Origin of the sequence: Allobosea sp. Root483D1 (genome assembly GCF_001429505.1) — a bacterium.
GTDB lineage: Bacteria > Pseudomonadota > Alphaproteobacteria > Rhizobiales > Beijerinckiaceae > Allobosea.
The window spans coordinates 1-13177 of the sequence record NZ_LMJW01000023.1; the positions used below are offsets into that span (position 1 = coordinate 1).

Annotated in this window: 12 protein-coding genes and 1 pseudogene; 7 read left to right on the forward strand and 6 right to left on the reverse strand. The window is 61.6% G+C overall.

The window, feature by feature from the left end; genetic code table 11:
• On the reverse strand, positions 1-1758 hold a 1758-nt coding region (locus ASE66_RS32310; protein ID WP_162262547.1), incomplete at its 3' end, for a beta strand repeat-containing protein.
• An 851-nt stretch (positions 1759-2609) separates the two neighbouring features.
• Here ASE66_RS32310 and ASE66_RS29095 point away from each other — a divergent pair.
• A complete protein-coding gene (locus ASE66_RS29095; RefSeq protein WP_057193495.1) occupies positions 2610-2870 on the forward strand; it encodes a DUF6894 family protein in 261 nt (86 codons plus the stop codon).
• A gap of 169 nt (positions 2871-3039) precedes the next feature.
• Here ASE66_RS29095 and ASE66_RS29100 read toward each other — a convergent pair whose 3' ends face one another.
• Together ASE66_RS29100 and ASE66_RS29105 are read right to left on the reverse strand one after the other, a co-directional pair.
• Positions 3040-3324 carry a hypothetical protein gene (locus ASE66_RS29100; protein ID WP_057193496.1) on the reverse strand — a complete coding sequence of 95 codons (285 nt, stop codon included), beginning with the start codon at positions 3322-3324 and terminating at the stop codon, positions 3040-3042.
• Positions 3314-3568, reverse strand: coding sequence for a hypothetical protein (locus ASE66_RS29105; protein ID WP_057193497.1), 255 nt, complete (start codon positions 3566-3568; stop codon positions 3314-3316). The genes ASE66_RS29100 and ASE66_RS29105 overlap by 11 nt, the downstream gene beginning before the upstream one ends.
• Before the next feature lie 183 nt (positions 3569-3751).
• Between ASE66_RS29105 and ASE66_RS29110 the strand changes: the two genes are divergently transcribed.
• The 3 genes from ASE66_RS29110 (at position 3752) to ASE66_RS29125 (ending at position 7017) form a co-directional block, all read left to right on the forward strand.
• Positions 3752-4042 carry a general stress protein gene (locus ASE66_RS29110; RefSeq protein ID WP_057193498.1) on the forward strand — a complete coding sequence of 97 codons (291 nt, stop codon included), beginning with the start codon at positions 3752-3754 and terminating at the stop codon, positions 4040-4042.
• Positions 4043-5032: 990 nt separating this feature from the next.
• Positions 5033-5971: a kinase gene (locus ASE66_RS29120; protein ID WP_057193500.1), complete on the forward strand. Its 939-nt coding sequence runs from the start codon at positions 5033-5035 to the stop codon at positions 5969-5971.
• Positions 5965-7017, forward strand: a complete 1053-nt coding sequence (locus ASE66_RS29125) for a PLP-dependent cysteine synthase family protein (RefSeq protein WP_057193501.1) — start codon at positions 5965-5967, stop codon at positions 7015-7017. Before ASE66_RS29120 ends, ASE66_RS29125 begins: the two co-directional genes overlap by 7 nt.
• Here ASE66_RS29125 and ASE66_RS29130 read toward each other — a convergent pair.
• Positions 7014-8393 carry a threonine synthase gene (locus tag ASE66_RS29130; RefSeq protein WP_082613835.1) on the reverse strand — a complete coding sequence of 460 codons (1380 nt, stop codon included), beginning with the start codon at positions 8391-8393 and terminating at the stop codon, positions 7014-7016. The two genes, ASE66_RS29125 and ASE66_RS29130, sit on opposite strands and share 4 nt — an antisense overlap.
• Positions 8394-8519: 126 nt before the next feature.
• Between ASE66_RS29130 and ASE66_RS31680 the strand changes: the two genes are divergently transcribed.
• From ASE66_RS31680 to ASE66_RS29140, 3 genes are all read left to right on the forward strand, one after another.
• A complete protein-coding gene (locus ASE66_RS31680; RefSeq protein WP_082613836.1) occupies positions 8520-8786 on the forward strand; it encodes a helix-turn-helix domain-containing protein in 267 nt (88 codons plus the stop codon).
• Between the two features lie 146 nt (positions 8787-8932).
• A complete protein-coding gene (locus ASE66_RS29135; protein ID WP_057193502.1) occupies positions 8933-9661 on the forward strand; it encodes a LuxR family transcriptional regulator in 729 nt (242 codons plus the stop codon).
• Between the two features lie 68 nt (positions 9662-9729).
• Positions 9730-10356, forward strand: coding sequence for an acyl-homoserine-lactone synthase (locus ASE66_RS29140; protein ID WP_057193503.1), 627 nt, complete (start codon positions 9730-9732; stop codon positions 10354-10356).
• An 881-nt stretch (positions 10357-11237) separates the two neighbouring features.
• Here ASE66_RS29140 and ASE66_RS29145 read toward each other — a convergent pair.
• Both ASE66_RS29145 and ASE66_RS29150 read right to left on the reverse strand, forming a co-directional pair.
• Positions 11238-12480: pseudogene (locus tag ASE66_RS29145) on the reverse strand (type II toxin-antitoxin system HipA family toxin).
• Entirely contained in the window at positions 12473-12835 is a 363-nt protein-coding gene (locus ASE66_RS29150; protein ID WP_057193841.1) for a helix-turn-helix domain-containing protein, read from the reverse strand. The pseudogene ASE66_RS29145 and the gene ASE66_RS29150 overlap by 8 nt, the downstream one beginning before the upstream one ends.
• Positions 12836-13177: the final 342 nt, after the last annotated feature.

Genomic DNA, 13177 nt, shown 5'->3' on the forward strand with positions numbered 1-13177 from the left:
GACCTCGCCCGTCAGCGTGCGCAGCGCAGCGAGCAGCGCCTCGCGGTCGCCGCGGGCGTAGATTTGGTAGAGGAAGGAGGGATCGGCGCCGTTCGCGACGGCGCGGTCGATCGCGGCAGCGACGGACCAGTTGTTGAGTGAGAGGCCGGAGGCGCTGCTCCAATCGGAGACGGGCGAGCCCGAGCCGCCCGAGCCGGCACTGACCAGCGAGCCGGGCCTGAGCGTGACCTCGACGGCTTTGGCGGTGTAGCTGACCTCGCTGGTGACGCCGACGCCGAAGGAGCCGACGGTCGTGACGTTGCCGAATGTGCCGGTGCGCCCACCAGCGGCCGTCAGCACGGTGTAGGGCGCGTTAAAGCTATAGGAGCCGCCGCCGGCTACCAGCTGGATCGTGCCGGCGAGGCTCGCCGTGCCGGTGACGGTGAACAGATCGGCGGCCGCGCCGGCGATCTCGACCCGATAGGTCGAGCCGGCGTTGAAGGTCGCGTTCCCAGTGACAGCAAGCGTGCCTGTGCTGCCGCCTGGCGAAACGGTCGCGCCGGCATTGGCGGTTAAGTTGCCGGCAATGGTGCCGGTACCAAGAATCTGGCCGCCGTTGAGCGTCACCGTCCCCTGTAGCGTACCATCAACTGCGGTCCCACCGGCGCTCTGGATGTAGCCGCCCGTGGTCGAAAGCGTCCCGCCAGCCTGGATGTTGACGCTGCCGCTGTTGGTGACGCTGGTCAGCGCCGTGGTGAAGGCGCCGCTGACGAAGGTACCGCTGTTGGCGAGCGTCGCCGTGCCGGTAAACGCACTGGCGGCGTTCGCCGTCCAGGTGCCGCTGTTGATCACGGAGACCGTCGAGCCGGCGACGCTGAAGCCGGTCCCCACGATTGTCCCCGCGTTGTCCACTATCAGTGTTTTGCCAGAACCGTGCTGGCGGAAGGCATAGCCGGTCGCGGATGAGCTGATCGTGCCACTTGCCTGGTTGTTCAGCGTCGTATTTGAATTGGTGTAGAGTGAGGACGCCCCGGCGACGATCGTCCCGCCATTGTTCACGGTCGCGTCGCTCACATTGTTCAACGCGATAGTTTGATAAATCCCCGTCGGGCTGACTGTTACACCTGCCCCAACGTTGATTACGACGGTGCCAGTTGTGCGGCCGGAGTAGGTAATAGCACCTTGCAGGTCGGCATTGACGTTCAATGTGCTGGAGCCGCCAGTGTCGATCAATAGAGCGCTGTTGTTAGCGCCAGCCGTAATAGTTGCGCCGACAGTGATGGTTAAGGTGCCGGGCGTTATGTGAGCATTGCGGTATTCCAGGCCATTCCCACCCGTCGTGATGGTGCCACCGGCGACCGTTTCGATCGTCGTGGTGCCAGAGGTGTTTGCGTTCACCTCGATCCCGATGCCGCCAGCCAGGTTCATCACCGCGTTCATGCCGGTGACGCTGATGGCATCGCTGGTCGGCCCGGATTGGCTGACCACAAGTCCGCCATTGCCGTTGAAACTGCTCGGTGTCGTCGTCGTGGCGAAAGTGACGTTGATCGCCGTGCCAAAGATTGTCAGTTCGGACGGGAAGGTCGCGTTACGGTCTGCGCCAGTGTTTCCGATGTTCACATTGGCTGCCGGAGCGCCAACGATTATCGTTCCGCCGCTGTCGTCAGTACACTGATAATCGGCCCCACCGAGAAAGACGCAGGCTGCTCGTGCTCTGTCTGCGCTCAGCGGCATCAGGGCGGTTGTACCCAGGAGCAAGGCGAGGCGGCAGATGGTCATCTGATGGCGGCGTGGCATGGCGATCCGGCAGGGAGATTGGTCACGCGCGGGGTTTCTCGACGAAAATCAGGACTGCCATAGAGCGCAACCGGCCGCATCCCCAAAGGGGGCGCATCCGACCGTTGCCACGAATTTGTCACAAGCTGTGGCGCGCCAGGCACAAGTACTTGCCAGGCTGCGCCGCTTCGGGGTGACGAAGGTTCCGTCCTCCGCAAGAACCCAGCACGATTGGGTGAAACCCAGCCTTTTGACTAGGGCGATAGAGCGTGTGCGGCGGCGTCTGGCCGAGCCAAGATCACGGAATGCTGACACCTCAGCGTCCGCTTGCAAGCCGGGTGTTGCGCCCCGGCCCGCCACCCACGGTCCTGATGCCGCCCGCGAACATTTCAGGAGCGCCAGCAACCGAGCAATAGGCCGCAAGCCAGCAGGGTAAGTGCGAGTGCCATGGCGTAAAGTGTCTCTGATTTCATCTGGGCGGCTGATCAACTAACCGTCAACGACCATGATGACCGAGTGTTTCGGGTCGGAGCGAACGCGTACATTGCTGCCGCCTTGTCCGCAGTCTGGCGCGGTTATAAGGTGGGGAATGCCTTTTTCAAGCTTGACGAACCCTGACAGCCTCGCCCGCGCTAATCACCTACTTGAAATGGCGTGGACTGAAGTCGAACAACGGGGCCTGATTTGCCGATGATGCCGGGAGAGCCCGGACACGCTTGGCCTATCTGATTGCTGGTCACTTTCACGATGCGGTCGATGATCAGGAGTTTGTCGACTTCATCGTCGAGAGGTTCCTAGAAGGGTAGCGGAACCGAACGGCTCTGCGGCGCATTTCTCGCTAGAGGAGATGCGCCATGCCGAAGTTCCGCGTCACCAGCAACGATCCCCAGGGCTCATCCCGCCAGTCAATCGACTATCCGAGCGAACAGGCCGCATCCGATGATGCCCAGCGCTCCCTTGCGGATATGGCGAAGGACGCGCTTCCCGACGGCAAGCGCGCACACTTCAAAGTGAGGGTTGAAGATCAGGCGGGGGAGGAAGTCTACTGCGGCTCCCTCGACTTCCAAGGGCACGGTCGAGAAAAGCGCGAAGGTAGGGACACGACTGAGAGCTAGCACATTCCCAGCATGCCCGTCCTCGGTGCCATGCCTCTCGCGGTTAGGCCATAAGGCCATTGTCGACGTCGAAGCTTGTCACAGTTCGCACCGGGTGAGCATTCGGCCTGTCGATTCAATCTCGAACAGGCAGTCCTCGATGAAGCGCACGGGCGTCCCGTCTTCAAGTTCATATTTTGTGACCGCGAGTTTCCGGAACGCCAGCCGACATCACAGCCGTCTTGCCGATGAACTTGGTCTGCAACCCCAGCCATGAGCGGCACAGCCGGATTTCGAGCGCGATGCGGCGCGCGGCATCGGCGTCGCCTCCCTGTGTCGTGAGTTCGAGTACGATCGGCCCGCCGTTCTCCTGTGCGCGTCTCAACTGATCCGTGAAATCGTGGACGGTGTCGTTGGTGATCGCCCCGAGAAGCCGGATGTTCGGGCGCGTAACGGCAGACGCCTCAGCGTTCATCGTGCACCGCTTCCGCCGCGTCCTGAAATGTCAGCGCGGCACAGAGCAGGCCGGCGGGAATGACGATGTCCTGCTGAAGCAGCCAAGCGACCGATGCCTCGCTCCGCCCCGACAGCCGCGCCAGCTCTGCCAGAAAGGGCCGGCCTGCGAATTCTGTTTCCAGATGCCTCGCCAACAGCCTGCCGGTCGGAGGATGGCGAATCGAGAGCGTGTGGCGGAAAAGCGGTGTCGGTGTCTGCAGCATCGCTCGCGGTCCATAGTGCCCAATGCACCGAACCGACAACTTACCCCTGCGATCGCGGTTCCGGCGCCGATTAAACAGTGCGCCCGCGTACCCAGAGCCGCCGGCGATGAACGCCTGCGAGCGCTCTCCGTTTCAATGGCACCCGGGGACACCCCGGCTAATCCACCGAGAAGGAGAGTAGCAATGGCAAACGACAAGCGTGGCTTCGGCTCCATGGACGACGACAAGCAGCGCGACATCGCCTCGAAGGGCGGTCAAAGCGTGGCGGACGAGAAGCGCAGCTTCTCCCAGGATCGCGAGCTCGCATCCGAAGCCGGTCGCAAGGGCGGCGAGAGAAGCGGTGGCGGTCAGCAGCACGCCAGCGGCTCTGACCGCAACCAGCAGGGAGGCGATGGCGAACGCGGCGGAAGTGGCAACTTCGCCAACGATCGCGAGCGAGCGTCCGAGGCCGGTCGAAAAGGCGGCCAGAGCTGAGCAATCGCGCCCCCTCTCGTGACTGGGAGGGGGCGTACCCAATCAGGAGGTTCGATTTCGCCAAGCTGAAGGAGCAGAACCCAGCCAAACACGCTCAACAGCGCCGGGGAGATCGAAGACATGCAATCTGAAAAAGGGCGCTGTTGACCTCACATAAATTGCAGCTGCTCCTGTCGCGAGCCCTCAAGCGGCCTCGCGCTCAGCGGTAACCCACCGTCGAGGCTGTGCACTCGGACCGTCGGACAGACCCGCCGGGCAATCTCGCAGAGATGCTGGGTGGTGAGTCAGGTGGATCACCTGGCCAGTCTGGGCCATGTCCGTGAACAGCCGAAAGGCTTCCTCGGCGCGGAAGTCGTCGAAGGTCTCCATGATCTCGTCGGCTACCAACGGCACCGTGCTACGGGCTGCCCGCACTAATCCGGGGACCACCCGGCGATAGCGTTGGAAGCGCGTGCCTTCGGAGAGCGCGTCGGCTGCCTTCGAGCCGCCCGCGGCGGACAGCGCGATCAGCGTTTTGCCGTTCCTCCGGGGCTGGGCGGCAAGCCCGGTATAGAATGATCGAACGAGCGGCAACGGCGTCGGTTAGCAACGACTGGCGAAGCGTCAGTCCCCGAGATGAGTCCCCTGGTCCGGTCTTGAGCTATCCGAGGATCATCGATCGGCAGCAGCGCATCCTGACTGGAAACAAGATCGTCCGGCGAAGAGAGGCTCCGTTCGGGCTACGGCACGAAGGCCGCATTCGAAGGACGAGTGGGCCCTGTCGCCCCAGTCCGACGATAAGCTCCCGCTATGGGAAGGTGTCGGCCTGGATCATAGGCGCAGCAAAAATTCCTCGCCTCCGCCCGGACGCAGACGCTACGGCAATTTCGGTGCGTCGCCTAAACGGCCGGGCCGCGGCGGCCGGCCTTAAGTCAATGGCGGAATTTGATGACGGCGGATTAGCACCGCCAAAGTCACCACTACCCAGATGCTGATCGCTGGGAGCGCGTCGTGGCTGGAATCTCCGAAACCGCCCCGAATGGCAAGCCGTTGCGCAGGATCGGCGTCGGGGCTGCCAGCGGGCACCATGGAGAGTTGCTGCAAGGGGTCTTCGAAGACTGGAACGGGCAACTCCATCGCGGCCTAGTCACCCTCCCGCTCACCAGGTTGGTATCGAAGGCGACATTCACCTGTGCGGCCACACCCGACCTCACCACGCGCCCAGGCGACAAGGTCAAGGCGGGCTCGGCTGCGCGCAAGACGCTGAGCCATCTGGGCGTTGCCGAAGGAGGTTTCCTCCATATCAAGAGCAACATTCCAATCGGTCATGGCTACGGCTCCTCCACTGCGGACGTCGTAGCCGCCATTCACGCCGTGGCGGCAGCCCACGCTGTCCGGCTGCAGCCCTCTCGTGTCAGCCAACTGGCGGTCGCCGCCGAACGCGCCAGCGACGCTCTCGCCTTCGATGGGCGCGCCGTTCTCTTCGCGCAGCGAGAGGGTGCCGTCCTGGAGGATTTCGGCGGCTCGTTGCCACCTCTGTTGTTGGTCGGCTTCAAGTCGATTGGAGGACGGCCGATCGATACGCTGCATCTACCGCCAGCACGCTACGATAGTACTGAGATTCAGCAATTCCGTGTCCTGCGCGCGCTGATCGCCTATGCGGTCCGCTATCAGGATCCGAACTGCCTTGGGCGAGCGGCGACCGCTAGCGCGCTGCTCAGCCAGCGGCATCTGCCCAAACAGCATCTCGAACGCGTCATCGAAATCGCGGAAGGCTCTGGCGCATGCGGCGTCCAGGTGGCGCATAGCGGCTCACTGCTCGGTATTCTGTTCGACCACACCGGCAAAAACCTGCGACAGCGCGCGGAAAGCGTCGCTGCATCGGTGCAAAGATGCGGCTTCTGCGACGTCGAGTTTCACCAGATCAACGACGATGGCGCGCCATGGTAGCCTTGGACGGTGACTATTTCCGCGCGCTTGAAACTCCGCGCATGGCCGCGCTGGCTCCCAATCTGATCGCGGCAGCCTTCCCGCTGATGAAGCTCATGCCGGCGCGCTATATCCTGGACCGCGCAGTCGCCGACGGCGCATTCGAGGCCCGGATGCGCATCGTCGAGACGACATCCGGCACCTTCGGCATGGCTCTTGCCCTGCTGTCGGCAGCACGCGGGTACCGGCTCACACTGGTCTCCGCATCAAGCCTTGTAGACGCGAAGTATAAGGCACGCCTCGATGGTTTAGGCGCGCAGATGATTATCACGGAGGACCACGCTGGCGATGGTGATCAGCTGGCGCGCCTGCAGCGCCTCGATGACATTCGCCGCGCGGAGCCTAACTGCTTCTGGCCACGGCAGTACGACAATCCAGGAAACGCGCTCGCCTATGCACGGCTGGCCGAACAACTCGTGCAGACGGTCGGCGAGATCGACTGTCTTGTTGGCTGTGTCGGGAGCGGCGGCTCGCTGTGCGGGACGGCAATGTTTCTGCGCGCGGTCTTTCCGCATCTCATTGTCATTGCGGTCGACACTCACCGAAGTATCCTTTTTGGACAACCTGCCGGCAAGCGGTTGTTGCGCGGTCTCGGCAACAGCATCTTGCCTGGCAATCTCCGGCATGACCTCATCGACGAAGTCCACTGGGTTGGGGGATATCCGGCATTCAGCGAGGCTCGCCGCCTGCTGCGTGAGCATGGCATCTTCCAGGGGCCGACCAGCGCTGCCGCGGCCCTGGTCGGCAGATGGGCTGCGAGCACTCGGCCCGGAGCCCGGATCGCGGTCATCATGCCGGACGAGGGTCACCGATACGCGGAAACGGTCTTCGATGACGCGTGGCTTGGCGCGTTACCGGGCTGGCCTTGCTCGCCGCCGTCCGAGCCGCGCGAGGTCACGATCGTCGAATCTGGGTCCGAGGCCGACTGGATGCGGTTCATATGGGCGAGACGCAGCCTCGACCGGATTGTCGATGACGAAGTCAAGAATGAGGGACGCTTTCGCTAATCCCTGGGCCGTCTACCCATCAGCCCGGCGGCATTGCGGCCAAGCCAATCCCAAGCATCGTCCGTCGATCGAAAGATCGTGTCATTTCCAGCTTGGCCGACCGATCGATCCAGATCCTTCAACCCGCTGGCGGTCACGACTGCCACCACATGATCATCGGGGGCTATGACACCTCCTTCGCGCAGCCGGGCTAGCGCAAGCAGGGGCGTGACCGACGCCAGTTCGGCGAAAATTCCTTCGTCGCGGGCGAGGCGCTCCTGCATGTCCACAAGCCCGTCATTGTTCAGCGGCACGGAGCGGCCGGAGGACTCGCGCAATGCTTTCAGGGCCTGATAGGTGCTGCGTGGCGCACCGATCGAGACGGCAAGGCTTTCGAATGCCAGGCTGCGTTCCTCGAGCCTGTCGCTACCGGTGGCGAGCGCCTGCGCCAGCGACCCATGCACCTCGGCTGCCGCCATCCTAGGCAGTCGAGTGATCGCGCCTTGCGCAAACAGTTCCTGAAACCCCCTCCACACCCCGAACAGGGCATCGCCGTAGCAGACCGGCAAAACACACCAGTCGGGGGCGATGCCACCCGACTGCTCGACGATTTCATAAGCGATTGTCTTGTAGCCCTCGATGCCGAGGGCGTGACTGCCAACGACGGGCGTATGATAGGGCGACGCGACGAACCAGCCATAGCGTGTCGCGGCCTCGGCAAGCAGGGTCCAGCGATCCATCTTGTTGGCGAGCGGCAAAACGGTTGCACCGTATTTCCTGATCTGCGCCAGCATAGCGGTGGCCGAGCCGCCAAACGTTGCGACAACACATTGCAGCCCCGCGCGTGCGGCGTAGGCCGCGAGTGAGGCTCCGGCATTGCCGGATGAGGCCGTCGCCACCACCTTTGCCCCTTGAGCGCGCGCGAGCGACACCGCAACCGTCGAGAACCTGTCCTTGTGCGACCAGGTCGGGTTTCGGCCCTCGTCCTTGATGAAGAGGTTCCGGGCTCCCAACGCAGGACCGATCCGGGCAGCTTCAATCAAAGGCGTCTGCCCCTCCCCGAGCGAAACAGCGTCCTCCAGTGAGCATGGCAGCGCATAGGCATAGCGCCACAATGATCGCGGCGCGTTTGGTGCGATCGAGCGCGGATCAACGGGCGAAGCGTAGACAGGCTTGAGATTGGCGGGCGCAACGTCGCGGCAGGCCGGACAGCCCCTGGAATCTATCTCGATGTTGACCGGGTAGGAAGCGCAGCAGCGGATGCAGGTGAGCCCGACGATGCTCGCGGCACCCGACCCCGCGTGCTCCTTCGGATCCTCGATCTCCAGCTTTGATCGATGGTGCAACGCTGGGGCCGAGCCACCTCCCGAGAGCCTGCTAACAGGTTGGTCGGCCATAGCAATTCCTCTGCACAGGATCGTTCGGTCGCCAACCGGTTCAAACAGTCGATTACCTCCCTGTCAACGCGGAATGTTCACTATAGTGTGTCGCACCATAGTGCTCATTGCCGCACCTTTTGCGGGATGAATCTTCGCGCTGTGTTTGGTTTGAACGTGCAGCGACTCCGAAGGGAAAGAAAGCTCTCGCAGGAGCAGTTGTCTTTCATCTCGGGGCGCACGCGGGCCTATATCAGCAGCGTGGAAGCTGGGCGGCGTAACGCCACACTGGATACATTGGAAATCCTTGCGAGAGCGCTGGACGTTGAACCCCAGGATCTGATCACCGCAAGAGCGGCGGAGCGACGCACTGGACGTTCAACCAAGCGGTCCGCGCCTCATCCAACGGACTGAGTTTCAGTCTTCCAATCTGCCCCTGAGGCCGAAAATGGGGCCAGCTTTGACTCCTACGTTAGACAATCGGCGTGCACGGCATTGAAGCCGGTCGCGAAACACGCTTGAGTTGAATCTGACATAGCAAGACCCGCCGAGGTCTATAGATGACGAACGCCTCCGTTTTGGAGCTTTTCGCGACGATATCCGAAATCGACGCCGCATCCTCTTCTGAACGCGCCCTCGAGATATTTGACGGGATTCTCCAGCGTTTTGGCCTGCACAGTTTTCTGATCACCGGATTGCCGGTCCCTCACGACAGCGAATGGCATCGTGCGATCCTGCATGACGGATGGCCGAGCGAATGGTTCACTCGCTACGAGTCCGAAGGGCACTTCCCTCACGATCCTTGCGCCGCACGCAGCCGCCTTAGCGCGGAGCCGTTCCTCTGGCATCAATTGCCCACTGGTGGTTTGACGCCGCGCGGCCGCCTCGTCATGGACGAGGCTGCTGAATTCGGTATGAAAGATGGAATTTGTGTTCCAATCCATGTCCCGCTTGCCGGCCCAGCGGTGGTGACGGCAGCGAGCGACCGGATCGAAGTTCCACCCGGCGCGATGCCTCTGATCGAAACGCTCTGTGTCCACCTATTTCGCAAAGTAAGCGGCTTGGGGAACAAATCGGATAACGAGGAGGGTTCGCCCTTGACGCCGCGGGAGCGCGAGCTGTTGCAGTGGAGCGCCCAAGGCAAAACGACAGAGGACATATCCTGTATTCTCGGGATAACGACGCATACCGTCGAGGCTCACCAGCGCAATATCCGCGACAAGCTCGATGCAATCAACGTCGTCCACGCTGTCGTAAAGGCTTTGCGCAGGGATGAAATTCAAATCTAGCAATACCGGAATCCCGGCACACAGCGCCCGGTAGCGGTGAACTACCCTCCTACCCTGTAGGAGGGATCATGCTTGTTCGAATTCAGGTGGTCACTTGGGCCAACAGAGGGAAATACAGACTCGAGCTGGAGAGATACTTTCGTATCCGCTACGATATTTACGTCAAACGAAGGCAATGGCGTGCATTGGCGCGGCCTGTCAATATAGAGATGGATGCGTTTGACACCGAGCATGCCGTCTACTTGCTGGCACTCGATAGCGTCGGCAAGATCGTCGGCGGGTCGCGCCTTGTCCCGACGCTGCAGCCCCACTTGCTCGGCAACGTGTTTCCTGGACTGGCGCCTGCCGGGCCCCCGCGGGCGCCAGACATCTTCGAATGGACGCGTTTCTTCATCAGCCCCGCCCTGCGCAGTCGCGGCAGATCGTCTCCGATTGCCGGCGTCGTCTTGTGCGGCGTGCTGGAGGTTGCCCACAAACTCGGCATTCGGCAGATCAGCGTCGTATGTGAATCGTTCTGGCCGAAACGTCTGCGTGCCATTGGGTGGAGCATTATTGAACTCGGAGATGTCCTGCGGCACGAAGACGGCGACGTCATCGCGCTGTTGATCGACGTTACGCCCGAAGCGATCGCGAGCACCCGGCGCGCCTATGGCATCCGGGAGCCGATACTCGCCGAAGCCGCGACGACGGGCTGACGCGTCGCGCGCCGCTGGCTAACTGTCTCTGAGGGCTGGTCCACTTGCGGAGCTCCAAGTTCGGGATGGAGCCTTTTTCTGACCTGGGCCAAGATGCCACCTGCCTGGTTCGATGCCCTCGATGCGCTCCGAAGCTGGGCCTTCGCCGAAAGCGCTGCTCAAATACCTTCTAACAGGTACTTACGCGGAAAATTGACTTGAGAGATTCGGTTAAAAACTCACGTCGGCACGACCGCGCACAGTAAGGAGGGCTCGGGAGCTCACCACCAAAGCAGGCCCTGGCTTCGGCTGGCTCCGCCGCGCCCCTGCTTGTGAGGGCGACGGACAGCTCCAGACAAAGCAGAGCTTCAGAGCTATGGAAATACATGAGCGTTATCAACGCCAAGCGCATTCAACTGCTTGCCGATGCGAGGCGGACATTGCACCATGGTGCGCTGTGTTGAATTAGGACAACTGGAGGGTGATGCCAGTCCGGCTTCCTGCAGCGGTAAAGAACCTTGGTTTCACTGTCGATGACCCTCGGGCCTTCCTTCATGAGCATCAGCAGGCTGTGTTCGAATGGGCCAAGACAGCCGGATGAGCTAGAGCAATTCCGCAATTCTCCGAATCGCAGAATTGCTCTACGTCTTTGTTTTATCGCATTTTCTTCACGCGAACCGGTGTCCACGTCGCTCGAAAATGCTCTAGGCATGGCGGTGGAGCCTTCTGCCGACGATGATCCAGGGTGAGCGGCCTGACCGGATGACCGGCCGCACTTCGGTGCGGCCGGTTTTCATATGATGCTCGCAGTCGATCGGGCGCAGGATCGTCCCGTACGGGCTGATTTTCATTCATGGGTGGCACGCATAACTGGAATCGTCCCGATCGGTCTCGTTTCCGGGTTAAGCCCGCGCCTTCTCCAAGTCGTCGTGTTCGAATGCGGACGCCATCCGATCGATCTCATTTTTCTTAAGCCCAGCGCGCGCGGCAACATTACGCCAGTTGGCGACGGCCGCTCCTACTTCGGCGGTCACAGCTACTGCGTCCTTTCTCTTCAGGCCAAAGTTGCCTGCGACCGAGAGGGCAAGATCGAGTGAAGCGGTGCTATCCTCCTCGCTGATGGTTGGTGAGGACGCGCTCCTTCACTTCGACCGGCACAGGGTTCACGTCATAGACGGGGGAGAGACGCCAGCCCTTCTGACCCTCATATAGAAAGCCGTGGTTGCGGAGGTGATCGTCGGTGTTCGAGATCAGAATGCTGAAAACGATGCGCCGCCAGAGTTCAATCCCGTCAATATCGGGCGACGCGCCGTATTGGCGCAGGGCGTCCATCAGTTCGAGATAGCTGTGGGCCTCGTTGTCGCTCGCGCCGATCATGCTCATGGCAGACAGAAAGGGCATACGCGCTGCGCCCTCGCGGTCAAAGCGCCTCAGGATGATGACAGCGCGCCCGGCGATCGTTTCCAGCCGGAAGTCTGGAACATTCAATCCGGCTTGTCTTGCCAGTTCCAACGCCACGAACTCCCATTCAACGGCGGCGTACTCGTCGTCTTTTTTGGGGAACTTGGCGATGGCCAGTTGGCCGTCTTTTTCGCGCACGGACGCCTTGGGGCGCGCGCCGCCGAGCGAAGAGCCGGGGGCCAGCAGCAGCTTCAGTTCGGCAGCTGTCTCCGCGTCGTCGAGAAGCGCATCGGTGGCGGAAAGGAGTTTCGGAAGATTGATGAGGGGCGGCACGGGGGCCCCGTCATTGGCAAGAAATTTTCCGCCCGGCTCTTCTGTAAAACGGAGTGCGCCTTGCCGGGTCTCGTCATTGACGAGAAGGAGATAATCGAACTCGTAAAGCATACGGGCTTTGGCCTTTTCGCTTTCCGCCCTGCGAGCTTCGGCACGCTTCATCAGCGTCCGGCCCCAGCGGTCAGGGGCGGAATCACCCAGAGACCCGAACAGGGTTCTGGGCGTGTAGAACTGGCCTGCGCCAAGGTTCAGCGCGGGTTCGAGCGAATAGCGCAGGGGATTAGCCAGCCACTCCGCTTCGTACTCAAATGACGCTGTTTCCTTGCCCTTGTTGTTATGAGCGTAAAGGCGTCCGACAAGCTGGGGCTTCCCGTCAAGGTCAGCATAGATGTATGCCAGCCGGTCAGTCATCGCTGCCTCCAGTGCTGGCTTTGGGAGGGGCCTTCTTCGAGCGGGCGCCGGTCAGACGGACGCGCACTGGGAGGTTGCGCTCTTCGATCGAACGGCCGACCGCGTCTGTGGCCGGGTCGGCAAGGTTGCCAAGACCTTCCACGAGCCCGAGTGCAAAGAGCACCGAGGCATAGATTCCGAGCGCCACGGATTCATCGCCCTTCTCGACCTTCGTGAGGGTGGAGCGGCTGATGCGAGCGCGTTCCGCCATCAATTCCATGGGAATGCGGCGGCGCTTACGGGCATCCCTGATGTCCTGCCCAAGCTTGCGCAGGGCCCGTTTAGCCGGGATCGGCAGGGGGGATACGGGCCGCATGACATCCATCCTTGCGGTTATTTTCTCGCACGCTAACTCCAATAGCGTACGAGATAATGGACGTTAACGCAAGATGATCTGATGCCAGACAAGCCCTTATGTCTACTTTCGCATACGTTAATACGCATAGTGGCCGAGAAAGTGGACATTGCGGAAGGGCCTGCGACGCCTGCGCCTGGCCGCTAGGGCAGTCCGTAGGGCTTCCGAGAAATAGTCCTCAAGAAAACATTGGAGTCACAATGAGATAGGATTGCCCAGTTCATCCTGTCCGGCGCGCCATTCAGGACAAAACTGCGAACACTTATGTATTTGAAGTGGCGTTATAATTTCCAGATAGTGGTA

What these genes read in the sequence shown, in the direction of transcription:
- ASE66_RS29095 (WP_057193495.1), top strand. Translation starts at nt 2,610, where the DNA reads ATGCCGAAGTTCCGCGTCACCAGCAACGATCCCCAGGGCTCATCCCGC.
- ASE66_RS29100 (WP_057193496.1), bottom strand. Translation starts at nt 3,324, where the DNA reads ATGAACGCTGAGGCGTCTGCCGTTACGCGCCCGAACATCCGGCTTCTC.
- ASE66_RS29105 (WP_057193497.1), bottom strand. Translation starts at nt 3,568, where the DNA reads ATGCTGCAGACACCGACACCGCTTTTCCGCCACACGCTCTCGATTCGC.
- ASE66_RS29110 (WP_057193498.1), top strand. Translation starts at nt 3,752, where the DNA reads ATGGCAAACGACAAGCGTGGCTTCGGCTCCATGGACGACGACAAGCAG.
- ASE66_RS29125 (WP_057193501.1), top strand. Translation starts at nt 5,965, where the DNA reads ATGGTAGCCTTGGACGGTGACTATTTCCGCGCGCTTGAAACTCCGCGC.
- ASE66_RS29130 (WP_082613835.1), bottom strand. Translation starts at nt 8,393, where the DNA reads ATGGCCGACCAACCTGTTAGCAGGCTCTCGGGAGGTGGCTCGGCCCCA.
- ASE66_RS31680 (WP_082613836.1), top strand. Translation starts at nt 8,520, where the DNA reads ATGAATCTTCGCGCTGTGTTTGGTTTGAACGTGCAGCGACTCCGAAGG.
- ASE66_RS29135 (WP_057193502.1), top strand. Translation starts at nt 8,933, where the DNA reads ATGACGAACGCCTCCGTTTTGGAGCTTTTCGCGACGATATCCGAAATC.
- ASE66_RS29140 (WP_057193503.1), top strand. Translation starts at nt 9,730, where the DNA reads ATGCTTGTTCGAATTCAGGTGGTCACTTGGGCCAACAGAGGGAAATAC.
- ASE66_RS29150 (WP_057193841.1), bottom strand. Translation starts at nt 12,835, where the DNA reads ATGCGGCCCGTATCCCCCCTGCCGATCCCGGCTAAACGGGCCCTGCGC.